The 23198-nt window shown below is 68.5% G+C and carries 18 protein-coding genes; 13 read left to right on the top strand and 5 right to left on the bottom strand.

Annotation, left to right across the window (positions count from 1 at the left end):
- Positions 1-82: 82 nt before the first annotated feature.
- The 4 genes from HV742_RS17605 to HV742_RS17620 are packed head-to-tail and all read left to right on the top strand — an operon-like array spanning position 83 to position 3617.
- Complete coding sequence (locus HV742_RS17605; RefSeq protein WP_175146004.1) at positions 83-1204, top strand: ABC transporter substrate-binding protein; 1122 nt, start codon at positions 83-85, stop codon at positions 1202-1204.
- A gap of 20 nt (positions 1205-1224) precedes the next feature.
- Positions 1225-2301: a FecCD family ABC transporter permease gene (locus HV742_RS17610; RefSeq protein ID WP_175146005.1), complete on the top strand. Its 1077-nt coding sequence runs from the start codon at positions 1225-1227 to the stop codon at positions 2299-2301.
- Positions 2302-2332: 31 nt separating this feature from the next.
- Positions 2333-2788, top strand: coding sequence for an azurin (azu, locus tag HV742_RS17615; RefSeq protein ID WP_175146006.1), 456 nt, complete (start codon positions 2333-2335; stop codon positions 2786-2788).
- Positions 2789-2792: 4 nt separating this feature from the next.
- Entirely contained in the window at positions 2793-3617 is an 825-nt protein-coding gene (locus tag HV742_RS17620; protein WP_175146007.1) for an ABC transporter ATP-binding protein, read from the top strand.
- Here HV742_RS17620 and ilvA read toward each other — a convergent pair.
- Both ilvA and HV742_RS17630 read right to left on the bottom strand, forming a co-directional pair.
- Complete coding sequence (ilvA, locus tag HV742_RS17625) at positions 3614-5200, bottom strand: threonine ammonia-lyase, biosynthetic (RefSeq protein ID WP_175146008.1); 1587 nt, start codon at positions 5198-5200, stop codon at positions 3614-3616. The genes HV742_RS17620 and ilvA overlap by 4 nt on opposite strands.
- 279 nt (positions 5201-5479) lie before the next feature.
- Positions 5480-7006 carry a winged helix-turn-helix domain-containing protein gene (locus HV742_RS17630; RefSeq protein WP_068980817.1) on the bottom strand — a complete coding sequence of 509 codons (1527 nt, stop codon included), beginning with the start codon at positions 7004-7006 and terminating at the stop codon, positions 5480-5482.
- A 442-nt stretch (positions 7007-7448) separates the two neighbouring features.
- On the opposite strand from HV742_RS17630, the gene HV742_RS17635 reads away from it, so the two are divergent.
- Complete coding sequence (locus tag HV742_RS17635; RefSeq protein WP_054416996.1) at positions 7449-9677, top strand: NADP-dependent isocitrate dehydrogenase; 2229 nt, start codon at positions 7449-7451, stop codon at positions 9675-9677.
- Between the two features lie 134 nt (positions 9678-9811).
- Here the strand turns inward: HV742_RS17635 and HV742_RS17640 are convergent, their stop codons facing one another.
- The 3 genes from HV742_RS17640 to HV742_RS17650 all read right to left on the bottom strand — a co-directional run bounded on the left by HV742_RS17640 (position 9812) and on the right by HV742_RS17650 (position 11999).
- Complete coding sequence (locus tag HV742_RS17640; protein WP_175146009.1) at positions 9812-10453, bottom strand: VTT domain-containing protein; 642 nt, start codon at positions 10451-10453, stop codon at positions 9812-9814.
- Positions 10454-10593: 140 nt separating this feature from the next.
- A complete protein-coding gene (locus tag HV742_RS17645; protein ID WP_175146010.1) occupies positions 10594-11394 on the bottom strand; it encodes an ABC transporter permease in 801 nt (266 codons plus the stop codon).
- Entirely contained in the window at positions 11385-11999 is a 615-nt protein-coding gene (locus tag HV742_RS17650; RefSeq protein WP_254601161.1) for an ABC transporter ATP-binding protein, read from the bottom strand. Before HV742_RS17650 ends, HV742_RS17645 begins: the two co-directional genes overlap by 10 nt.
- A gap of 375 nt (positions 12000-12374) precedes the next feature.
- Between HV742_RS17650 and HV742_RS17655 the strand changes: the two genes are divergently transcribed.
- From HV742_RS17655 to fauA, 8 genes are all read left to right on the top strand, one after another.
- Positions 12375-13772 (top strand): lysine N(6)-hydroxylase/L-ornithine N(5)-oxygenase family protein, encoded by a 1398-nt coding sequence (locus tag HV742_RS17655; protein WP_175146012.1) that lies wholly within the window; start codon positions 12375-12377, stop codon positions 13770-13772.
- A 17-nt stretch (positions 13773-13789) separates the two neighbouring features.
- Positions 13790-14395 carry a GNAT family N-acetyltransferase gene (locus HV742_RS17660; protein WP_049073894.1) on the top strand — a complete coding sequence of 202 codons (606 nt, stop codon included), beginning with the start codon at positions 13790-13792 and terminating at the stop codon, positions 14393-14395.
- The gene (locus HV742_RS17665) at positions 14392-16245 is read left to right on the top strand and encodes an IucA/IucC family protein (RefSeq protein ID WP_175146013.1); all 1854 of its coding nucleotides are present in this window, start codon (positions 14392-14394) and stop codon (positions 16243-16245) included. The genes HV742_RS17660 and HV742_RS17665 overlap by 4 nt, the downstream gene beginning before the upstream one ends.
- Positions 16200-16991 carry a siderophore ferric iron reductase gene (locus tag HV742_RS17670; RefSeq protein ID WP_063581818.1) on the top strand — a complete coding sequence of 264 codons (792 nt, stop codon included), beginning with the start codon at positions 16200-16202 and terminating at the stop codon, positions 16989-16991. Before HV742_RS17665 ends, HV742_RS17670 begins: the two co-directional genes overlap by 46 nt.
- 39 nt (positions 16992-17030) lie before the next feature.
- Positions 17031-18197, top strand: a complete 1167-nt coding sequence (locus HV742_RS17675) for an aromatic ring-hydroxylating oxygenase subunit alpha (protein WP_054416988.1) — start codon at positions 17031-17033, stop codon at positions 18195-18197.
- Positions 18198-18404: 207 nt separating this feature from the next.
- Positions 18405-19319 carry a helix-turn-helix transcriptional regulator gene (locus HV742_RS17680; RefSeq protein WP_254601165.1) on the top strand — a complete coding sequence of 305 codons (915 nt, stop codon included), beginning with the start codon at positions 18405-18407 and terminating at the stop codon, positions 19317-19319.
- Between the two features lie 131 nt (positions 19320-19450).
- Complete coding sequence (locus HV742_RS17685; RefSeq protein WP_054504313.1) at positions 19451-20680, top strand: multidrug effflux MFS transporter; 1230 nt, start codon at positions 19451-19453, stop codon at positions 20678-20680.
- Positions 20681-20835: 155 nt separating this feature from the next.
- Complete coding sequence (gene fauA / locus HV742_RS17690; RefSeq protein WP_175146014.1) at positions 20836-23052, top strand: TonB-dependent alcaligin siderophore receptor FauA; 2217 nt, start codon at positions 20836-20838, stop codon at positions 23050-23052.
- Positions 23053-23198: the final 146 nt, after the last annotated feature.

Genomic DNA, 23198 nt, shown 5'->3' on the forward strand with positions numbered 1-23198 from the left:
CGGAGACTGCCTGCCGATAGGAATGGTTCGCGTTACCCGCAAGCCCGCGGGGCGTGTCGTGGCCACTGGATCGGGATCTCCCATGCGTTTGAAAATCATGTTCCGCGCGGCGCTGGCCGCCGCCGCCCTGCTCTGCGCCCTGCCCGGCGCCCAGGCGCGCCAGGTGACCGACCTGGCCGGCCGCGTCGTCACCGTGCCCGATCATCCGCGGCGGGTGCTGCTGGGCGAAGGCCGCTTCGTCTTCGCCATGGCGCTGCTGGACCGCGCCGACCCGGTGGCGCGCGTGGTCGGCTGGCAGGGCGAACTCAAGCAACAGGATCCCTATTCCTGGCTGCAGCTGATCAAGCGGTTCCCCAAGGCGGCCGAGGTGCCGCTGATCGGCACCACCTCGGAGGCCAGCGTCAGCCCGGAGAAGATTGTCTCGCTCAAGCCGGACGTGGCCATCTTCAGCCTGAGCGGCCACGGCCCGGGCCGCAACAACCCGATGATCGCGTCACTGCAGCAGGCCGGCATCCCGGTCGTGTTCATCGATTTCCGCCAGCATCCGGTCAAGAACACCGTGCCCAGCCTGCGTATCCTGGGCCAGGCGCTCGACCGCCGGGAACAGGCCGAGCGCTACATCGCCTTCTATGAATCGCACCTGGCCAAGGTCCGCGAGCTGGTGCAGCCGGTGCCGCAGGCCGAGCGTCCGCGCGCATTCGTCGAGATGCTGGCCGGCGTGTGGCCCGCCTGCTGCCACACCACCGGCAACGGCAGTTTCGGCGACCTGCTGGAAGCCGCCGGCGGCGTCAACGTCGCCGCCCCGGTGCTGCCGGGCGCGATCGGCGACGTCAGCATGGAGTTCCTGCTCCAGGCCCAGCCGCAGGTCTACATCGCCACCGGCAGCCGCTCCGACCCCGGTCGCCCCGGCCTGCTGGTCGGCCCCGGCGCCGCGGCCGATGTCTCCGCCGTCAGCCTGTCCATCCTGCTGCGACGCGACGGCATCCGCGACCTGGACGCGGTCAAGCGCGGCCGCGCCTTCGGCATCTGGCACGCGTTCTACAACTCGCCCTACAACATCGCGGCAATCGAAGCGATGGCCAAGTGGCTGTACCCCGAACGCGCCGCCGCGCTGGACCCGGACGCCACGCTGGCCACGCTGTACCGCGACTTCCTCGACGTGGACGGCGCCGGCACCTACTGGACCGCACCCGTCGCCCGTTGACGGCAGGCAGGCACGCCATCATGCAGACTTCCGCTACCGTCCTCGCCGCCGACGGCGTCCTGGACGATCCCGTCGCCCGCTACCATCGCACCCGCCGGCGGCGGCTGGCCCTGGCCCTGGCGCTGGCCGTGGCCATCGCCATCAGCCTGCTGGCCGACATCGCCACCGGCCCGGCCGGCCTGGCGCCGCTCGACCTGCTGCGCACCCTGCTGCACCCCGACGCCGCCGACGCCGGCACCCGCGTCATCGTCTGGCAGTTCCGCCTGCCCTACGCCCTGATGGCGCTGCTGGTGGGCCTGGCCCTGGGCCTGGGCGGCGCCGAGATGCAGACCATGCTGGACAACCCGCTGGCCAGCCCCTATACGCTGGGCGTGTCGGCCGCGGCCGCGTTCGGCGCCTCGCTGGCCATCACCCTGGACTGGCACGTGCCGGCGCTGCCGCCCGGCATGGTGGTGTCGCTGTCGGCCTTCGCCAGCACCCTGGTGTCGGTGCTGATCCTGGAGCGCGTGGCGCGCTGGCGCGGCGGATCGACGCTGGGCGTGGTGCTGTTCGGCATCGCGCTGGTGTATTCGTTCCAGGCGCTGGTCATGCTGCTGCAGTTCATCGCCAGCGAGGAAGCGCTGCAAGGCATCGTGTTCTGGACCATGGGCAGCCTGGCGCGCGCCACCTGGACCACCGTGGGCGTGATGGCGGCCGCGCTGGCGCTGGCGTTGCCGTTCTCGCTGCGCGACGCCTGGAAACTCACCGCCGTGCGCCTGGGCGAGGAACGCGCCGCCAGCTTCGGCATCGACGTCAAGCGCCTGCGCCTGGTGAGCCTGCTGCGGGTCAGCGCGCTGGCGGCGCTGGCGGTGTCGTTCGTCGGCACCATCGGCTTCGTCGGCCTGGTGGCGCCGCACATCGCCCGCCTGCTGCTGGGCGAAGACCATCGCTACTACCTGCCTGGCAGCGCGCTGGCCGGCGCGCTGATCCTGTCGCTGGCCTCGGTCGCCTCCAAGACCGTGCTGCCCGGCGCGCTGGTGCCGGTGGGCATCGTGACCTCGCTGGTCGGCATTCCCTTCTTTCTCACCATCGTCATCCGCGCCCTCAAGCGCGGCTGACGCCTTTCCCTGTCCCCGGAGACGCCTCCCCATGCAAACCCGTTACCCGCTCGCCCTCGTCGCCCTGCTGGCCGCCGGCGCCGCCCACGCCGCCGATCCCGCCTGCGGCATCGACGTCGAGGGCCAGCCCGGCAAGAAGTTCGCGCCCAACCACATCGTGGTCCCGGCGACCTGCAAGGACTTCACGGTGCGCCTCATCCACACCGGCAAGAACAGCAAGGAAAAGGCCGGCCACAACTGGGTGCTGACCAAGACCGAGGACATCGACGCGGTCATGGTCGACGGCATCAAGGCCGGCGCGGCGCACGACTTCCTGGCGCCGGGCGACGGTCGCATCCTGGCCAGGACGCCGATGCTCGGCGGCGGTGAAACCGCCACCGTCACCTTCCCCGTCAGCCGCCTGGCCGCGGGTGAGTCCTACACCTTCTATTGCTCGTTCCCGGCCCACGCCCAGCACATGCGCGGCACGCTGGCACTGCAGCGCTGACGCCATGGCCTCGCTGGAGATCCGCGCGCTGACCGCCGGCTACGGCCACCGCCCGGTGCTACGCGCCCTGCGGGCCGCGCCGCTGCCCGAGGGCACGCTGACGGCGCTGCTGGGGCCGAACGGCAGCGGCAAATCGACCCTGCTCAAGACGCTGGCGGGGCTCAATCCCATGCTGGACGGCGACCTGCGGCTGGACGGCGCGGATTTCGCCGGCCTCTCTCCGGCCCGCCGCGCCGAGCACGCCATGTACATGCCCCAGGCCCTGCCCAAGGGCGTGCACATGACCGTGCTGGAGTCGGTGCTGGTGGCGGCCCGCTCGGGCCGCGCGCGCCAGGGCGGCGACGCCTTGATGCGCGAGGCCATGCAGGTGTTGACCGAACTGGGCATCGGCCATCTCGCCAGCCGCTACCTCGACGAGCTGTCCGGCGGCCAGAAGCAGCTGGCCTCGCTGGCGCAGGCGCTGGTGCGGCGGCCGCGCCTGCTGCTGCTGGACGAACCGCTGTCGGCGCTGGACCTGAACTACCAGTTCCATGTCATGGACGTGCTGCGGCGCCAGACCGTCCGCCACCGGCTCATCACGCTGGTGGTGCTGCACGACCTGAACATCGCGCTGCGCCACGCCGACCATGCGCTGTTGCTGCACGGTGGCGTCCTGCTGGCCGAAGGCCCGCCGCAGCACGTGGTCACGCCCGATACGCTGCGCCGCGCCTATGGCGTGCTGGCGCGCGTGGAGCGCTGCCCGCAAGGCCAGCCCCAGGTGCATGTGGACGGGTTGGCCCATCATGGGCTGGCCCATCACGGGTTGGCCGATCATGGGCTGTCCGCCTAGATCAGGAACTGCCGGTACGCCTCGTTCGCCGTCTCTTCCCAATGCGCGTAGCCCAGCTGCGCCAGGAAGCGGTCCAGCGCCGCGTCGTCCGCCAGCGGCGCCTGGATGCCCACCAGCACCGAGCTGAAGTCCGCGCCCTGGTTACGGTAGTGGAATAGGCTGATGTTCCAGTTCGGCGCCATTGCCGACAGGAACTTCATCAGCGCGCCCGGACGCTCCGGAAACTCGAAGCGGAACAGCCGTTCGCCGCCCGCCAGCGGCGAGCGTCCGCCCACCATGTAGCGGATGTGCTGCTTGGAGACTTCGTTGTGGCTCAGGTCGCTGACCGCGAAGCCTTCCTGCTCCAGGCCGCGCATGATGTCCGCGGCCTCGCCGCGGCGCGCGATCTGCACGCTGACGAAGATGCGGGCGGTGTTGGCATCGGCGATACGGTAGTTGAATTCGGTCACGCTGCGCTGCCCCATCACCGCGCAGAAGCGGCGGAAGCTGCCGCGCTCCTCGGGCAGCGTCACGGCGAACACGGCTTCGCGCGCCTCGCCCACCTCGGCCCGGTCCGCCACGAAGCGCATGCGGTCGAAATTCATGTTGGCGCCCGAGGTGATCGCCACCAGCGACTGGCCCTGCGCGCCTTCGCGCTCGACGTACTGCTTGAGCCCGGCCAGCGCCAGCGCGCCCGCCGGTTCCAGCACGCTGCGGGTGTCCAGGAACACGTCCTTGATCGCCGCGCAGACCGCGTCGGTATCCACCAGGATGACTTCGTCCAGATACTGGCGGCACAGCCGGAAGGTCTCTTCACCCACCAGCTTGACCGCCGTGCCATCGGAGAACAGCCCCACTTCGGCCAGGCTGACCCGCTCGCCCACCTGGATCGACTGCGCCATGGCGCTGGAATCGACCGTCTGCACCCCGATCACCTTGACCGACGGATCCACCGCCTTCATGTACACCGACACCCCCGCCGCCAGGCTGCCGCCGCCGATCGGCACGAACACCGCGTCCAGGCGCCCCGGGTGCTGGCGCAGGATCTCCATGCCCACCGTGCCCTGGCCGGCGATGACGTAGGGATCGTCGAACGCCGGGATGAAGGTCAGGTCCTGGTCGCGGGCCAGCGTCTGCGCGTAGGCGTAGGCATCGCTGTAGGAATCGCCCGCCAGCACCACCTGCACCGTCGGGCCGCCGAAGGCGCGCACCGCGTCCACCTTCACCTGCGGCGCGGTCTGCGGCACCACGATGGTGGCGCGCACGCCGAGCCGGGCGGCGGAGATTGCCACGCCCTGGGCGTGGTTGCCGGCCGAGGCGGTGATGACGCCGCGTTCCAGCGCCGCCTGCGGCGTGTTGCGCATCTTGTTGTAGGCGCCGCGCACCTTGAACGAGAACACCGGCTGGTTGTCCTCGCGCTTGAGATGCACGCGGTTGCCCAGCCGGCGCGACAGGCCCTGGGCCAGGTCCAGTTCGGTTTCGCGGGCGATATCGTAGACCCGCGCCGTCAGGATCTGGCGCAGGTATTCCACGGGCGCGGCATGGCCCGGCGTGAAGGGGTCGGTGTGGGACGTCTTGGCGGTGGCGGCTTGCGGTTGTTGCATGAAGACTCTCTGCGGCGTGGGGGCTGGGCCCGGCAGAGGCGGCAACAAAAAACCCGCCTCGTGGGGCGGGTTTGTTTGACTGACTGCGGTCGCGCGTTAACCCACCATTCCAGGAATGATGGTAATAATCAGCGAAATGCGGACGGCGCGGGAAGTCATGGGCCGTAGCTTCCCGCAAGCGGGGCCATTTGTCAAATCGCGCATCAACTCGAACCGCGCCGCCCGCCTCGCCGACGCGGCGGGGCACATGGCGAGTACCTGGCGAATACAACAGGGTGCCTACAGATAGACGCCCACCCGCGACGGCAGGTCATCGATCGGCCGGTGCCTGGCCAGCTGCGCCAGCACGCCCCGGAACATGTTCTTCCTGCCGGCCGCGTCCGGCACCCGCCGCACGAACAGGTATTCGAAGTGCGCCAGCAGGCGCCGCAGCAGGTCTGCGTCCAGGGCCAGCAGGATCTGCCGCAGATCGTCGGGCAGGACCTCGTCCGGCGAAGACAGGAACAGCCCCATCTGCGTCCGCGTCAGCGGCTTGGTCCGGTACAGCGTCTCGCAGGCCGCCTGGCAGGCCTGGCGGTCGTCCAGCGCCAGCAGCGTGGTGCACTTGAGCACCATCAGGAACACCTGGAATTCCGACCCCGGCTCGGCCAGTTCGATGCCCTGGTCGAAGTGGTCGATGGCTTCGCGCAGACGGCCACGGTTCAGGCGCAACTGGCCCATCACCGAAAACGCCGAGGCGAAGGCGGTGCCGTGGCTGAAGGCGTCCTCGGCCAAGGCCTCGGCCAGCTCCAGGTGGTCGTGGCTGACAAAGCACAACAGCTTGGCCGCCGCCAGCGCCAGCAGCGGATTGGCGCGCACGCGCGGCAGCGCCTGGAACACCAGGGCCTCGATCCGCGGCTCCAGTTCGGCCGGATCGCTGGACAGGTCCAGCACCAGCCGCGCATACAGGTGCGACGCCCACATCAGCGCGGTGTGAGGATCGTCCGGACTTTCGGCGCGCAGCTTTTCCAGTTCCGACGCCGACTCCAGCCAGCTTTGCGGCGTGCGCGACAGCAGTTGCGCGGCGCGATGCAGGCGCAACTCGATGGGCTCGTCGGTGGGGCCGGCCAGTTCGCCGCGGGCCCGCGCCAGACTGCGCCAGATCTCGCTCTTGATGGAGGCGGCGAAGGTGGAAGCGGCGCTGCGGCCGACCGCGGCCTCGTCGGCCGGGGCGATGGTCCAGCGCTCGGCGCGCAGCGCGGCGCCGCTGGCGGCCTCGCGCAGCACCACCGCGCAGTGCACGCCGGCTTGGTCCTGGCGCAGCCCGACCTCGACACGAAACGGCGCCTGGGCCTCGTTGGCCGCCGCCAGCGACAACAGGCTGACGCCGCGCTCGCTCGGCAGGCGAGCCCGCAGGGCGCCGGCCAGATCCACCAGGAAGGCCTTGACCCTGGGTTCGGTCCGCAGGGCCTCGGGGCCGGCGGCCGGGCCGATGGCGACGTAGACATCGCCGCCCGGCTCCGGCTCGGGCGCGGCGATCCAGCTATAGCCTTCGCCATAGCTGGTGGCGATGAAGCGCGGCGCGCGGGCCGAATCGCCCAGCTTGCCGCGCAGGCGGTTGATCATCAGGTCAACGCTGCGTTCGAGCGCGTCGGCCTCGCCGCGCTGGGTCGCGTCCAGCAGGCGCTGGCGCGGCAGGATCTGGCCCATGTGCCCGACCAGCAGCGCCAGCGCCGCGCTCTCGACCGGCGTGAAGTGGATCGTCTGGCCATCGGGACGGCTGGCGTAGTGGAACTTCGGATCGAACGACAGACTGCCAAACCGCATTGCATCTCCACGCGCCGGGCTGCACAACGCCCATCGTCATCCGGCGCCCCGCTCTTTTCCGCCCGCGGACTGGCGCGAACGGATGCGGAATATTAGCCATAACTTCCATGCCGATACCAGCAAGTTATGGTCATTTGGCGCCATTCCTGGAAACAAAAAGGCACTTTTCCGCCCCGACCGCACGGCCCGCGGACGATTGGCGCCCATTTCCGCGCGCGCCAGACGGGGCGCGGTATTACAATGTTCGATTCGTGGCAGTCGTACCTTCCAGGCGGTCGGGCAATTGGACCAGCACATAAAGGACGGGCGGCGCCATGTTGAGCCGATCGGGGCCTGCCCGGGTCTGCCCATACGAACCCACTCTCGACAACATCTACCGGCTGACGCCGCATAGCATGTTCGGGTTTGCGCCTAGCGCCACCGCCGAACAGATTCAAGGATCATGTCTCTTACTCCGAAGATTATCTACACCCTCACCGACGAAGCTCCGGCGCTTGCAACCCGTTCCCTGCTGCCGATCGTCCAGACCTTCGCGAAGTCCGCTGGCATCACGGTCGAGACCCGCGACATCTCCCTGGCGGGCCGCATCATCGCCCTGTTCCCCGACTACCTCGACGACAGCCAGAAGCTGGGCGACGCCCTGTCCGAACTGGGCGCCCTGGCGGTCCAGCCCGAAGCCAACATCATCAAGCTGCCGAACATCAGCGCCTCGATGCCGCAGCTCAAGGCCGCCATCAAGGAACTGCAGGACCAGGGCTACAAGCTGCCCGACTACCCGGACGCCCCGGCCAACGACACCGAGCGTGACGTCAAGGCGCGCTACGACAAGGTCAAGGGAAGCGCCGTCAACCCCGTGCTGCGCGAAGGCAACTCCGACCGCCGCGCCCCGCTGTCGGTGAAGAACTACGCCCGCAAGCACCCGCACAAGATGGGCGCCTGGACGGCTGACTCCAAGGCCCACGTGGCGCACATGGACAGCGGCGACTTCTACGGCACCGAAAAGTCGGCCCTGATCGCCGAAGCCGGCGACGTCAAGATCGAACTGACCGCCGCCGACGGCACCAAGACCGTGCTGAAGGAAAAGACCCCGGTCAAGGCCGGCGAGATCATCGACGCCGCCGTGCTGTCGACCGCCAAGCTCAAGACCTTCCTGCAGGCCCAGATCGACGACGCGCGCGCCCAGGGCGTGCTGTTCTCGGTGCACCTGAAGGCCACCATGATGAAGGTCTCCGACCCCGTCATCTTCGGCCACGTGGTGTCGGTGTTCTACAAGGACGTGCTGGCCAAGCACGCCGCCGTCCTCAAGCAGGCCGGCTTCGATCCCAACAATGGCATTGGCGACCTGTACGCCAAGATCCAATCGCTGCCCGCCGACCAGCAGGCCGCGATCACCGCCGACATCGACGCCGCCTACAAGACGCTGCCGCAGCTGGCCATGGTGAACTCCGACAAGGGCATCACCAACCTGCACGTGCCCAGCGACGTCATCGTCGACGCCTCCATGCCCGCCATGATCCGCGACTCGGGCAAGATGTGGAACGCCGAAGGCAAGCTGCAGGACGCCAAGGCCGTCATCCCCGACCGCTGCTACGCCGGCGTCTACCAGGCCGTCATCGACGACTGCAAGCAGCACGGCGCCTTCAATCCGGTCACGATGGGCAGCGTGCCCAACGTCGGCCTGATGGCCCAGGCCGCCGAGGAATACGGCTCGCACAACAAGACCTTCGTGGTCCCCGCCACCGGCACCGTGCGCGTCACCGACGCCTCGGGCAAGGTGCTGCTGGAGCAGGCCGTCGAGGCCGGCGACCTCTGGCGCATGTGCCAGACCAAGGACGCCGCGATCCAGGACTGGGTCAAGCTGGCCGTCACCCGCGCCCGCGTCAGCCAGACGCCGGCCGTGTTCTGGCTGGACGAAAAGCGCGCCCACGACGCCCAGGTCATCGCCAAGGTCAAGCAGTACCTGAACGACCACGACACCAGCGGCCTGGATCTGCGCATCCTGCCCCCGGTCGAGGCCACCAAGTTCTCGCTCAAGCGCATCCGCGAAGGCCTGGACACTATCTCCGTCACCGGCAACGTGCTGCGCGACTACCTGACCGACCTGTTCCCCATCATGGAACTGGGCACCAGCGCCAAGATGCTGTCGATCGTGCCGCTGGTCGCCGGCGGCGGCCTGTTCGAAACCGGCGCCGGCGGTTCGGCGCCCAAGCACGTGCAGCAGTTCCTGGAAGAAGGCTTCCTGCGCTGGGACTCGCTGGGCGAGTTCATGGCCCTGGCCGCGTCGCTGGATCACCTCGGCCGCGCCTACGACAACGCCCGCGCCCTGGTGCTGGGCAAGACGCTGGACCTGGCCACCGCCAAGTTCCTGGACGAGAACAAGTCGCCCGACCGCAAGGTCGGCGGCCTGGACAACCGCGGCAGCCACTTCTATCTGGCGATGTACTGGGCCCAGGCCCTGGCCGAGCAGACCGACGACCGCGCGCTGGCCGCGCTGTTCGCCCCGGCCGCGGCCGCGTTCGCGCAAGGCGAAGCCAAGATCCTGGAAGAGCTCAAGGCCGCCCAGGGCAAGCCGGTCGACATCGGCGGCTACTACCAGCCCAACGAAGACAAGGCCAGCCGCGCCATGCGCCCCAGCGCCACGCTGAACCAGGTGCTGGCCAGCATCGGCTAAGCCCCGTCACGCCCCCGGGCCAGCCGGCCCGGTCGCGCCAAGGCCGGCGGTTCCTCACGGAGCCGCCGGCTTTTTTCTTGCTTTATCGTCGTGGCCGGCCCTTGTCGCCGGCGACCGGCCGTCCCTCGCGGCCGCTAGGCTTGCGAGACTCGCCGCGCCCGGCGGATCTGCAGCCATTGCAGCGCCACCGGAATCAGCGACAGCCCGATGATGATGACCGACACCCAGTGCAGGTTGGCGCGCACCCAGGCGATCGAGCCGAGCCAGTAGCCGGCCAGCAGCATCGAGCCGCACCAGAGGATGGCGCCGACCACGTTGTAGACGAAGAAGGTGCGGCGCGGCATCTGCGACAGTCCCGCCACGAACGGCGCCAGCGTGCGCACGATGGGCACGAAGCGCGCCACCGTGATGGTCATGGCGCCATAGCGGGCGAAATAGTCGCGCGCGCGTTCCAGGTGGTCCGGCTTGACCCAGCGGCTGTGGGCGAGCTTCTGCCCCCAGCGGGACGAGGCGATGGCATAGTTGAGCGCGTCGCCGGCAATGGCGGCGGCCGTGATGGCCGCCAGCGACACCAGCGGATCGATGCCCGCCAGGCCCAGGAAAGCGCCGGCCGCGAACAGCAGCGAATCGCCCGGCAGGAACGGCATCACCACCAGGCCGGTCTCGATAAACACGATGGCGGCGATGATGCAGGTGCCCAGCACCCAATTCTGCGCCAGCAGCGCCATCAGGCCCTGCTCGCTGGTCAACCACGCAAACATCTCGGTAATGCTCATACGGATCCCGCCCTTCTTTTGCGGCCGGTGACGCCGGCCATTCCATGGAGGGGCGAAGTATGCGGCAGAGCCCGTCGATATTTCATCAAATTTGCCGGCGCGGCCTGGTCGACGCGAGGCGGCCATGGGCGCCACCCGCGCTAGCGCTCCGCCATCAGCCGATCGAGCCGCAGCCGGCCACGATCGTCCGTCAGCCGCCGCATGGCGCCGTAGGCCGCGCCCATGGCCGCCATGCCGCTGGCGCCGCAGAGCAGGAACATCAACAGGATCTGGTACTTGGCGGCATCGATGGGATCCATGCCGGCGATGATCTGGCCGGTCATGATGCCGGGCAGCGTGATGATGCCCGCCGCCGACATCTGGTTGATGCTGGGCACGATGCCGCGGCGCACGGATTCCCGCAGCAGCGCCGCGAAGGCCTGGTGCGCCGTGGCCCCCAGGGACAGGCGCGCCTCGATGGCCAGCTTTTCGCGGCGCACGCCGGACAACACGCTGTCCAGCGCCAGGCTGGCCGCGTTGAGCACGCTGCCCAGCACGATGCCGACCAGCGCGATCGTGTAGCGCGGGTCGTACCAGGGCTCTGGCCGCAACGCGGTCGACAGGATGAACAGCGCGGTGATGACCGTCGTGGCGACGACGGCCATGGCGCCCACATAACCGTTGCCGTGGCCGGCCAGGCGCGCCTTGGGCCGGGCGGCGACCTCGCGCGCCGCCAGCGCCATCATCACGGCCACCACCAGCGCGGTCAGCCAGGGCGCCGCGTGCGCGAACACGATGCGCAGGATGTGGCCGACCAGCAGCAGCTGCACCACGGTGCGCAGCGCCGCCCACAGCACCTGCTTCTGCAGGTTGAGCCGCAGCGCGAAGGAAATGCCGGCCGACAGCACAACCAGCAGCGAAGCGATGATCAGGTCCGTGGCCTGCAGTTTGATCACGTCCATTGCGGCTCCAGCTTGCCCTGCGCCATGCGCCAGCCGCGGCGGGCCAAGCGCCGGGCCTGGTCGGGGTTGTGGGTCACCATCAGGATGGCCGCGCCGCCGTCCAGGTAGCGGCGCAGCTCGGCTTCCACCAATTCGGTGGCGGCGGGATCGAGCGCGGCGGTGGGTTCATCCAGCAACAGCGCGCGCGGCGCCAGCGCCAGTGCGCGCGCCAGGGCGGCCCGCTGGCGTTCGCCGGTGGACAGCTCCTGCACCAGCGCGTCCATTTTCCCGGCGGGCAGGCCCATGCGCTGCATCAGCTCGGCGGCCCGCGCGCGATCGGCGAAGTGCGGAGCGACATGGTCGTCCCACCAGCCGGCCTCGGCCTGGCAGTAGATCACCTGGCGGCGCCATTGGTGACCGCGCATGCCCGAACGCGGCGCGCCGTCGAGTTCGATTTCGCCGTGGCCGGGGTCCAGGTCGGCGACCTGGCGCAACAGCAGCGATTTGCCCGACCCCGAAGGGCCAGTGATGGCGGCGCATTCCCCCGCCGCGAGATCCAGGCTGACGGGCGACAAGCGCTCGCTGTAGACGCCGCGCAGCCTGAGCACGGGACGTTTATCTGACATGGCGGCAAGCATAACCCGCGCGCGTCCGCGCCGCACCGGCGCGTTGCCGGCGCTGGCGCCGCATGAGGATATGCCCGCCGATCGCGTCCCTATGCGCTTTGCCACCCTGCATATGAGCGCCGCCTGCATGGCGCGGGCGATGCGTCGCGCCCGGCGCGCATTTGCTAGAGTGCCAATATTGCAAATGAAAATCATACCCAAACAGATGTTGAATTCATGCAATACCGGCGATGGAAATTCTTTGTTGTTGCAGTGGACCGACGGCCCGGCGAGCCGCTCGCGTCCCGTTCCGCCTGACTAGCCGGCCCTGTTCCGAGTATGCCCGCCCCGGGCATCGTCCGTGCAACGAGAGACTCCGCAAAAGGCGTAACCATCATGAACCGTGAAATCTATGACTTCGTCGCGATCGGCCTAGGCCCTTTCAATCTCAGCCTGGCCTGCCTGTCGGCCCCGCTGCCCGGCGTGCGCGCCCTCTTCCTGGACAAGAAGCCGGCCTTCGACTGGCACCCCGGCATGCTGATCGAGGCCTCCACCCTGCAGAATCCGTTCCTGGCGGACCTGGTCAGCCTGGCCGATCCGCGCAGCGAATACAGCTACCTGAACTACAGCAAGCAGACCGGCCGCATCTATTCGTACTACATGCGCGAGAACCACTATCTCACGCGCGCCGAGTACAACCGCTACTGCAAGTGGGTGGCCGCGCGCCTGCCCAACCTGCGCTTCAACAGCGACGTGCAGAGCGTGCTGCACGACCCCGAGACCGACACCTACCTGGTCACCGGCCAGCACAGCGTCAATGGCGAACGCTTTATGGTCCGCTGCCGCAAGCTGGTGCTGGGCCTGGGGTCGCAGCCGGTGCTGCCGCCCTGCTGCGACCGGCGCGAGGCGCCCTACATCCACAGCGCCGAGTATCTGCGGCACAAGGAGCAACTGCAGCGGCGCGCCTCGATCACCATCGTCGGCAGCGGCCAGAGCGCGGCCGAGGTGTTCCACGACCTGCTGCGCGACAGCGACGAACACGACTACAGCCTGGCCTGGATCACCCGTTCGCCGCGCTTTTTCCAGATGGAGAACACCAAGCTCACGCTGGAGCTGATCTCGCCGGACTACACCAACTACTTCTACGACCTGCCCGAAGACCGCCGCCGCCAGATCCTGGCCGAGCAGAGCAGTCTGTACAAGGGCATCAACGCCTCGCTCATCAACCAGATCTACGACCTGCTGGACGAGAAGATCCACAACGGCGACCGCCGCTATACGCTGCTGACCAATGCCGAACTGCGCGCCAGCCGTTACGACCGCCACGCCGCCCGCTACCACCTGGAGTTCCGCCACGTCGACACCGGGCAGGTGTTCTCGCACGCGGCCGACGGCCTGGTGCTGGCCACCGGTTATGCCCGCAGCATCCCCACGTGCGTCAATCCGATCCACGACCGCATCGCCTGGGCCGAGGACGGCAACTACCAGATCGCCCGCAACTACACCATCGACCACGGCGGCAACGAGATCTTCGTGCAGAACAGCGGCCTGCTCAGCCATGGCGTCACCAATCCCGACCTGGGCTTCTGCTGCTACCGCAATTCGCAGATCCTGCGCGAACTGACCGGCCACGAGCACTACGCCATCGAGCCGCGCACCGCGCTGCAGGACTTCCGTCCGCCGGCCAGCGGCGTGCTGGCGCATCGCGCGGCCCAGCCGGCGCCGGCGTGCCGCGGCGCCGTCGCGCCGGAACTGATGCCCATGCTGGACGGCCATCGCGCCGCCACCGTCTGATGCCCCGGGAGCCCGCCATGATCACCATGACCGCCGCCTTCCTGGGCGAGATCGACCGCCAGGCGCGCAGCCACTACGACGAGGGCGCGGGCCTGGCATTGCGCCCGCTCGATCCCGCCGGCGACGCCGCCCTGCTGCGCCAGTGGTTCGCGATGGACTACGCGCGTTTCTGGTCGATGCAGACGTTCACCGAAGCGCAGGTGCGCGACTTCTACGAAGCGCTGGTCGACAGCGGCCATGCCGGCGCCTGGCTCGGCAGCCACGACGGCCGCCCGGCCTTCCTGGTGGAATGCTACGACCCCGCCCACGACCAGGTCGGCGAGCACTACCCGGTGCGCCCCGGGGACCTCGGCATGCACATCTTCATCGGCCCGCCGCGGGTCCGCATCCCGAACTTCAGCCGCAACGTGCTGGCCTTCGTGATGCGCTTTATGTTCGACCGCCTCCAGGCCCGGCGCGTGGTGGTGGAACCCGACAGCAACAACAGCAAGATCCATGCGCTCAACCTGGCCATGGGTTTTGTCTATGCCGGCCAGGCGCGTTTTCGCGAGAAGACCGCCAGCATCGCCTTCTGCACCCGGCAGCAGTTTGAACAGGCCCAACTCCAGGAGTCTTCCCTATGAGCACCCAGCCCCATCCCGCCCAGATCGCCAGCCACCTCGCGCCCGAGGTCTGGGACAAAGTGAACCGCCTGTTGGTGAAGAAGGCCATCTCGGAATATGCCCACGAATGGCTGCTGGAACCCGAACGGCTCGGCCCCGCCGAGGCGCCCGGCTTTGACCGCTACCGCCTGGTGCTGGCCGACGGCCATGCCGAATACCAGTTCGATGCGCAGTTGATGGCCATGCGCCACTGGCGCATCCCGCCCGAATCCATCAGCAAGACCATGGCCGGCACGCCCGCGCCGCTGGACGCGCTGCAGTTCGTCATCGAGATCCGCGACAAGCTCGGCATGCCCGAGGACCGCCTGCCGATCTACCTGGACGAGATCACCAGCACGCTGCACGGCAGCGCCTACAAGCACACCCGCGCCGCGCCCACGGCCGCCGAATTGGCGGTGGCCGATTACCAGACCATCGAGACCTCGATGATCGAAGGCCATCCCAGCTTCGTCGCCAACAATGGCCGCCTGGGTTTCGACGCCGAGGACTACCACGTCTACGCCCCGGAATGCGCCAGCCCGATCCGCGTGATGTGGCTGGCGGTGCACAAGGACAATGCCCACTTCGCCTGCCTGTCGACCATGGACTACGACAGCCTGCTGCGCGACGAACTGGGCGCGGACACCGTCGCCCGCCACACCCAGACCCTGCGCGATCAGGGGCTGGACCCGGCCGACTACTACTTCATGCCCTCGCATCCGTGGCAGTGGTTCAACAAGCTGTCGCTGGCGTTCGCCCCCTACGTGGCCACGCGCAAGATCGTGTGCCTGGGCTATGGCGACGACGATTACCTGGCGCAGCAGTCGATCCGCACCTTCTACAACATCAGCCAGCCCGGCAAGCACTACGTCAAGACCTCGCTGTCGATCCTGAACATGGGCTTCATGCGCGGCCTGTCGCCGTACTACATGTCGGGCACGCCGGCCATCAACGAGTACCTGCACGGGCTGATCTCATCGGACCCGTGGCTGCGCCGCAACGGCTTCGCCATCCTGCGCGAAGCGGCCTCGCTGGGATTCCGCAACTATTACTACGAAGCGGCCATCTCGGTCGACACGCCCTACAAGAAGATGTTCTCGGCGCTGTGGCGCGAGAACCCGACCGCGCTGATCGGCGCCAACCAGCGGCTGATGACCATGGCGGCGCTGCTGCACGTCGATCCGCGGGGCGGCGCCTTGCTGCCCGAGCTGATCCGCGCCTCGGGTCTGGACGCGGCCGCGTGGCTGGAGCGCTACGTCGATGCCTACCTCACGCCGCTGGTGCATTGCTTCTACGCCCATGACCTGGTGTTCATGCCGCACGGCGAGAACGTCATCCTGGTGATCGAGGACCACGTGCCGGTGCGCGCCTTCATGAAGGACATCGCCGAGGAGTCGTCGATCCTCAACCCGAACGCCGCCCTGCCCGAGAACGCCCGCCGCCTGGCCGCCGACGTGCCCGAGGAATACAAGCTGCTGACCATCTTCGTCGATGTGTTCGAGGGCTACTTCCGCCACCTGGCGCAAGTGCTGGCCGACCACGGCGTGATGCACGAGGACGCCTTCTGGAAACTGGTGGCCGGCCGCATCACCGCCTACCAGGAGGCCCATCCCGAGCGGCTGGAAAAGTATCGCCAGTACGATCTGTTCGCTCCCGAAATGATCCATTCGTGCCTGAACCGCCTGCAACTGGCCAACAACCTGCAGATGGTCAACCTCGCGGACCCCATCGGCAGCTTCCAGATGGCGCCCAACCTGGCCAACCCGATCGCCCGCTATCGGCCGCAATGGCTGGGCCAGGGCCAGGCCGACACCGTGCGAGCGCTTGCGTGAACCACGACCTGGACGACCTGCTGGCGCTGACCGGCCGCCTGGTGCCCGGACTGTCGGGCCAGGTCGCGGCGGCGCCCGGGCCGGGCATCCGCCCGGGCGCCGACAACACCCAGGCCATCGCGCGGCTGCGCGATGTCTGGGGGCAGCGTTATCCGGAGGCCGGGCCGCACTACCTGGCTTTGCGCTGCTGGGGGCTGCTGATCTGGCAGCCCGTCTACCTGAGCGTGATCGCCGCGCACCGCAGCGAGATCGTGCCGGACCTGTCGCGCATGACCCAGCCGGTGCCGGACGACGGCTTCATCATCGGCTACACCCTGGAGCGCCATGCCCCCTTGCGCGCCGGCCTGCGCGAACGCATGCAGGCCGCCGCCGCGCAACTGCGCAATATCTGCGCCACCTTCTACCGCGAATTGACCCAGGTGCTGCGGGTCAGCCCGCGCGCCGCCGAGTGCATGCAGGCCGATTGCGTGCTCTACGCGCTGCTCGCGGCGCGCCATGACGACGGCGACGCCGCCAATGCCTGGGCCCAGCGGCAGGCCGGCGCCTGGATGGACCTGCTCGGCGTCCCGGGACGCAGCGGCTACCTGACCTGGCGGCGCGCGGACCTGCCGGTCATCGCCGTGGACCGGCAGGTCTGCTGCCACTACTTCCGCAGGCGCGACAGCGACTACTGCAGCACCTGCCCCAAATTGGATCTTGCCGAACGCATGACCCGGATCGACGCCGAGAGCGCCGTGCCCGCCTGAGGGCGGCCGGGCCTTGCGGGATGGCACAAGGAGTCGGAAATGACGGACATTGGCCGCCTTGAGCATGTGCGCGAGGCGTTGAGCCCGCTGCACGTTCGGGCCTATTTCGACGAAGCCCTGTTCGCCCGCGAACAGGAACGGATATTCAAGCAATCGGCCCTGTACGTGGGCCACGAGAAAGGCGTGCCCGAACCGGGCGACTGGCGCCGCCTGCCACACGAGGACGGCGGCCGCGTGCTGGTGCGCAACGCCCAGGGCGTCGAGCTGGTCTCGAACGTCTGCCGCCACCGGCAGGCGCTGATCCTGGGCGGCGAGACCGGCGCGGTCACCGGCCCCGGCAACCCCGCCGGCAACCTGTCGGCCAGCGGCGGCAACATCGTCTGCCCGCTGCATCGCTGGACCTATGACAACCGCGGCCAGATCCTGGGCGCGCCGCAGTTCCCCAGCACGCCGTGCCTGAACCTGCCGCGCTTCCCCTTGAAGAACTGCCATGGCCTGCTGTTCGAGGGCCCGCGCGACCCGCGCGCCGACCTGGGCCACCTGTTCGAGCGGCCCGAATTCGATTTCTCCGACTACGTGCTGGATCACGTCGAGGTGCACCAGTGCAACTACAACTGGAAGACCTTCATCGAGGTCTACCTTGAGGACTATCACGTCGGGCCGTTCCATCCCGGGCTGGGGCGCTTCGTCACCTGCGACGACCTGAGCTGGGAATTCGGCCGCCGGCACAGCCTGCAGCGCGTGGGCGTGCACGATTCGCTGGAAAAGCCCGGCTCCGACGTCTACCGCGACTGGCACGACACGCTGATGCGCTATCGCGATGGCTCGGCGCCCGAGTTCGGCGCGATCTGGGTGACCTACTTCCCCACCCACATGATCGAGCTGTACCCGCACGTGCTGGTGCTTTCCACGCTGTACCCCAAGAGTCCGCAGGAAACCATCAACATCGCCGAGTTCTACTACCCGGAGGAGATCGCGCTGTTCGAACGCGAATTCGTCGAGGCGCAGCGCGCGGCCTACATGGAGACGGCGGTCGAGGATGACGAGATCGGCGAACGCATGGACGCCGGCCGGCTGGCGCTGCTGCGCCGCGGCACTTCCGAAAGCGGCCCCTACCAGTCGCCGATGGAAGACGGCATGCAGCATTTCCACGAGTGGTATCGCGACATCATGGGAGACGAGCTGGGCGATTGCGCGGCGCCTTGAGGCAGGTGTCGGGGGGGCATGGGCATGGCGCCAAAAAATGGTGCCACATGGGTGAGAATAGCTGCAACAATGCGAACATATGTTATTCTCATTCTCACATCCAATGGCTTGTGAACGGCCATCTTAGGGGCTCATCCCGTAACGCGAGTGACGATCTTGAACCCATCACCCTCCCCCGCCCAATTCACCGTCGCCGACTTCAACCGCATGGGCAGCCAGAGCGGTTTCCGCTACCGCCTGCCGCAGTTGAATGGCGCGCTGCGGGGCGATCCGGAAACCCTCTGCATCGCCGAAGGCCGGGTCGAGACCCACGCGATCCGCCCCGGCCTGACGCTGGTGCTGTCCGATGTGCGCGTGCACCAGCACTACGAAGCCACCTCGATGATGTCGCCGCGTTTTTCGGCCATCGTCATGCTGCAGGGCAACGCCCAGACCCGCATCGATCGCCATGACGACGTCAGGCTGGCCGCGCACTGCGGCGTCAGCGCGCTGTACGGCGACACCGTCGCCATGACCGGCATCCACGCGCCCGGCCAGCGCCTGCGCAGCGTCAACCTGTCGCTGTCCGACCCGGATGGCGCGGGCGACGACCCGACCAGCGAGCTGATCTGGAAAGCGCTGCGTTCGCCGTCGCTGCGGCTGCGCCGCTGGCAGGTGCAGGGCCATCTGCTGCAGGCCATCGAACACCTGCTCGATTGCGGCTGGGACGGCCCGCTGCAGGCCATGCTGCGCGAAGGCGTGGCCACGCAGCTGCTGGCGCACGCCCTGGCCACGCTGGAACAGCGCGCGCCGGCCGACAGCGCCGTTTCCGAGCGCGATCGCCAGTTGCTGGAACGGGTGCGCGAACGCCTGTACAACGCACCCGGCGAGGAACATACGCTGGACGACCTGGCGCGGCTGGCCTGCATGAGCCCCAGCACGCTGCGCGCCAAGTTCCAGGCCACCTACCAGCGCTCGGTCTTCAGCTGGCTGCGCGAGCGCCGCCTGGAGGTGGCGCGCGAACAGCTGGCCCAGGGATGCAGCGTGCAGCAGGCCGCGCACTTCGTCGGCTACCGCCACGCCACCAACTTCGCCACGGCGTTCCGCGAACGCTACGGCATCGCGCCCAGCGAACTGAACTGAGCGCCGGTTCGTGCACGGCTTACGGCGGCGCCCATTGCTCTCGCGGCGTTCTCCATTCCTGCAACCCGCCATGACAGGCGACCATGCGACAGCGCTTCCCAGCCCGGGAAGCCCCTGCCATGGATGCCGTCGTGTCACGCCGCGAACCCCTGCCTTCCTTTCCCGTCATGGTGCTGATGCTGGGCCTGCTGTCCTGTGTCGCCCCCGCCACCATCGACGCCTACCTGCCCGCATTCGGGGCGCTGGGCCGGGAATTCGCGGTTCCGCAGGAAACCGTACAACTGACGCTGGGCGTGTACATGGCGTGCTATGCCTCCATGCTGCTGCTGCATGGCACGCTGTCCGACTCGCTGGGGCGGCGCCGCGTCGTGCTCACGGCGCTGGGGGTGTACGTCGCCGGCGCGCTGATGGCGGCGCTGGCGCCGAGCTTCGGCTGGCTGCTGGCCGGGCGCGCGGTGCAGGGCCTGTCGGCCGGCGCCGGCATCGTGGTCGGACAGGCCATCATCCGCGACTGCTACGACGGCGCGGTGGCGCGCCGCGCCATGTCTTACCTGATCCTGGTGTTCAACCTGTCGCCGGCGCTGGCCCCGATCCTGGGCGGCTACCTGGCCGCGCACCAGGGCTGGCGATCCGTGTTCCTGCTGCTGACCGCGCTGGCCGGCGCCGCCTGGCTGCTGTGCGCGCGGCGCCTGCCCGAAACGCTGCCGCCCGAGCGGCGCCAGCCGCTGGCCTGGCGCACGCTGGGCGGCAACTATGCACGCGTGCTGGGCAACCGGCGCTACGCCGCGCTGGGCGCGGCGTTCAGCCTGCTGTTCGCCGCCCAGGGGTTCCTGATCGGGGCGGCGCCCGATTTCATCGTCAACGTCCTGGGTTTACCGGAAACCGATTTCGCCTATCTGTTCGTGCCGCTGGTGGCCGGCGCCATGGCCGGCGCGCTGCTGGCCGCGCGCAAGGCGGGGCACTGGTCGGATGGGCGCATCACGCTGCTGGCCTATCTGCTGATGGGGGGCAGTTGTCTGGCCTATGTGCTGTACATGGCCGCCGCCGAGCCGCCGCGCCTGCCCTGGGCGGTGCTGCTGCCCGGCCTGTACACCTGCGGCCTGGCCATGGGCGTGCCGGCCATGACATTGCGCATCCTGGGGCATGTGCCGGACCTGTCGGGCACCGCCGCGTCCGTCCTCGGCTTCATGCAGATGCTGACGTTCTCCGTGGCCAGCGGCTGGGGCGTGCCGCTGGTCTATGGCCAGCCGCTGCGGCTGGCGGCGGCCATGCTGGCCTGCGTGGCGGCCAGCGCCATCGGCTGGGCCTGGCTGCACCGCCGCGCCGCCCCCGTGGCCAAGACCGAGGCCGGCCTGGGCTAGCCTGCCGGCCCGCGGGTTTCGAGCGGGCCTATTCGCGCGGCGGCGCACCGGGCCCATGGCATTCTCCATATGCATCACGTCGTTCGGCATACGTCAGCACAACGGTAAAAATCAATAATTCTCATTACCAAATTTTTCCGCTGGAGCTTGTCCTCATGCCGTTCGTACCGCCCCTGCCCGCCGCGCGTCCGCGCCGGGTGCGCCCCCTTGTCTACGCGATTCAGACGGCCCTGTTCTGCTCCGCCCTTACCCACCAGCAAGCCACCGCCCAGAGCGCCGCCAGCGCCGATAGCGGCGACGTGGCGCAACTGCCCGCCGTCACCGTCAGCGGCGCCGGCATCCCGGGCACCACCGAAGGCACCCATTCCTACACCACCGATGCCATGAACACGGCCACCGGCCTGACGCTGTCGCCGCGCGAGACGCCGCAGTCCGTCAGCGTGGTGACGCGCCAGCAGATCGAGGACCAGGGACTGCGCGACACCGGCGCGATCCTGGCCAGCGCGCCGGGCATCTCGGTCTCGCGCAACGACAGCAACCGCTTTGCGTTCTCGTCGCGCGGCTTCGATATCGACAACTTCCAGTTCGACGGCCTGAACTCGCCCATCCTCAGCCTGTGGAACTACGGCGCCACCGACATCGACTCGGCCATCTACGACCGCGTCGAGATCGTGCGCGGCGCCACCGGCCTGATGACCGGTTCGGGCAATCCGTCGGCCGCCGTCAACTTCATCCGCAAGAAGCCGCTGCGCGAGTTCGCCTTGTCCGGCAGCGCCAGCGCCGGCAGCTGGAACCAGGTCGGCGGCAACCTGGACCTGTCGGTGCCGGTCACCGAAGGCGGCCGCATCCGCTCGCGCTTCGTCGCCGCCTATGACCAGGGCGACAGCTACGTGACCTTCCTGGATTCGCGCAAGCGCACCTTCTATGGGGTCATCAGCGCCGACCTCACGCCGGACACGGTGCTGACCGCCGGCATCGAGTATTCCCGCAACCAGAGCAACGGTTTCGGCAGCGGCTTTCCGCTGTTCTACAGCGACGGCTCGCGCACCGACTTCAACCGCTCGGTGGCCAACAACACCCGCTGGGCCCGCATCGACACCGAGTCCACCACCACCTTCGTCGACCTGACGCATCGCTTCGCCAATGACTGGAAGGTGCGCGCGGCCTACAGCCACAACGACGGCGACTACCGCATGAAGCAGCTGTTCCGCGGCGGCTACCCCGACCGCGTCACCGGCGCCGGCATGACCAGCGCGTACAACAACTATGATGGCGACCGCTCGCGCGATGACATCCACCTGACGGTGTCGGGCCCGTTCCAGTTGTTCGGGCGCAAGCACGAACTGGCGCTGGGCTGGATGAGCGTCAACGACCACAGCAATATCGGCCAGTACCTGCAGACCGGCGCCAAGCCCGCGCTGGGCAGCTTCTTCGACTGGCGCCAGGATCACGTGGCCGAGCCCACCTGGGCCGCCAACAAGACGCCCGCGGACGACCTTCGCGTCAAGCAGACTGGCGCCTACGCGGTGGGCCGCTTCTCGCTGGCCGATCCGCTACACCTGATCCTGGGCGGACGCTGGAGCAACTGGGAAACCAACCAGACCTACTTCGGCAGCAAGCGCCAGTACAAGATCAACGACCAGTTCACGCCCTACGCCGGCCTGCTGTACGACATCAACAGCACCTACACGGCCTACGCCAGCTACACGGAGATCTTCCAGCCGCAGAACGCCCGTTCGCCCAGCGGCTCGATCCTGCCGCCGATCGACGGCAAGAGCTACGAGGTCGGCCTGAAGGCGGCCTACCTGGACGGCTTGCTGAACGCCTCCGCGTCGCTGTACCAGACGCGCCAGAACAACCTGGCACAGGCCATCCCGGGCGAGTCGGTCATCGGCATGCCCGGCACCCAGGCCTACCGCGCCGTCTCCGGCGCCAAGGTCGAAGGCTTCGAACTGGAGACCAGCGGCCAGCTCATGCCCGGCTGGAACCTCGGCGCCAGCTACACCCACTTCACCGCCAAGGACGCCGACGGCAAGCCGATCAACACCAGCCATCCGCGCAGCCTGTTCAAGGTCTACACCACCTACCGCCTGCCGGGCGATCTGCACCGCCTGACCGTGGGCGGCGGCGTCGACTGGCAAAGCCGCATCTACCGCTCCGCCGCCAGCCCGCGCGGCAATGTGGATGTGGAACAAGGCAGCTACGCGCTGGTCAACCTGATGGCCCGCTTCGACTTCAGCAAGCAGGTCTCGGCCACCCTCAACCTGAACAACGTGTTCGACCGCAAGTACTACGACCAGATCGGCTTCTACAGCCAGGGCTGGTATGGCGCGCCGCGCAACGTCATGCTGACGCTGCGCGCGCAGTACTGAAGCGGCGGCCGCCAACCCACCAAGGAGCTTCCCGGCACAATGCGTTTGCATCGACTCATCGCGGTGCCCTGGCGCCGCCGCGCCGCCCTGTGCGCGGCGGCGTTGGCCATGGCCTGCACCCTGTCGGCGTGCGACCGGCCCGCGCC

The sequence above is a fragment of the Achromobacter ruhlandii genome (assembly GCF_902859695.1).
Lineage (GTDB): Bacteria > Pseudomonadota > Gammaproteobacteria > Burkholderiales > Burkholderiaceae_B > Achromobacter > Achromobacter ruhlandii.

Bases quoted from the DNA above. Each gene is read 5' to 3' on its own strand.
- azu (WP_175146006.1), top strand. From the start codon at position 2,333: ATGCAAACCCGTTACCCGCTCGCCCTCGTCGCCCTGCTGGCCGCCGGC.
- fauA (WP_175146014.1), top strand. From the start codon at position 20,836: ATGCCGTTCGTACCGCCCCTGCCCGCCGCGCGTCCGCGCCGGGTGCGC.
- HV742_RS17650 (WP_254601161.1), bottom strand. From the start codon at position 11,999: ATGTCAGATAAACGTCCCGTGCTCAGGCTGCGCGGCGTCTACAGCGAG.
- HV742_RS17645 (WP_175146010.1), bottom strand. From the start codon at position 11,394: ATGGACGTGATCAAACTGCAGGCCACGGACCTGATCATCGCTTCGCTG.
- HV742_RS17680 (WP_254601165.1), top strand. From the start codon at position 18,405: ATGGGCAGCCAGAGCGGTTTCCGCTACCGCCTGCCGCAGTTGAATGGC.
- HV742_RS17610 (WP_175146005.1), top strand. From the start codon at position 1,225: ATGCAGACTTCCGCTACCGTCCTCGCCGCCGACGGCGTCCTGGACGAT.
- HV742_RS17635 (WP_054416996.1), top strand. From the start codon at position 7,449: ATGTCTCTTACTCCGAAGATTATCTACACCCTCACCGACGAAGCTCCG.
- HV742_RS17670 (WP_063581818.1), top strand. From the start codon at position 16,200: ATGGCTGGGCCAGGGCCAGGCCGACACCGTGCGAGCGCTTGCGTGAAC.
- HV742_RS17665 (WP_175146013.1), top strand. From the start codon at position 14,392: ATGAGCACCCAGCCCCATCCCGCCCAGATCGCCAGCCACCTCGCGCCC.
- HV742_RS17605 (WP_175146004.1), top strand. From the start codon at position 83: ATGCGTTTGAAAATCATGTTCCGCGCGGCGCTGGCCGCCGCCGCCCTG.
- HV742_RS17675 (WP_054416988.1), top strand. From the start codon at position 17,031: ATGACGGACATTGGCCGCCTTGAGCATGTGCGCGAGGCGTTGAGCCCG.
- HV742_RS17630 (WP_068980817.1), bottom strand. From the start codon at position 7,006: ATGCGGTTTGGCAGTCTGTCGTTCGATCCGAAGTTCCACTACGCCAGC.
- HV742_RS17640 (WP_175146009.1), bottom strand. From the start codon at position 10,453: ATGAGCATTACCGAGATGTTTGCGTGGTTGACCAGCGAGCAGGGCCTG.
- HV742_RS17655 (WP_175146012.1), top strand. From the start codon at position 12,375: ATGAACCGTGAAATCTATGACTTCGTCGCGATCGGCCTAGGCCCTTTC.
- HV742_RS17660 (WP_049073894.1), top strand. From the start codon at position 13,790: ATGATCACCATGACCGCCGCCTTCCTGGGCGAGATCGACCGCCAGGCG.
- ilvA (WP_175146008.1), bottom strand. From the start codon at position 5,200: ATGCAACAACCGCAAGCCGCCACCGCCAAGACGTCCCACACCGACCCC.
- HV742_RS17620 (WP_175146007.1), top strand. From the start codon at position 2,793: ATGGCCTCGCTGGAGATCCGCGCGCTGACCGCCGGCTACGGCCACCGC.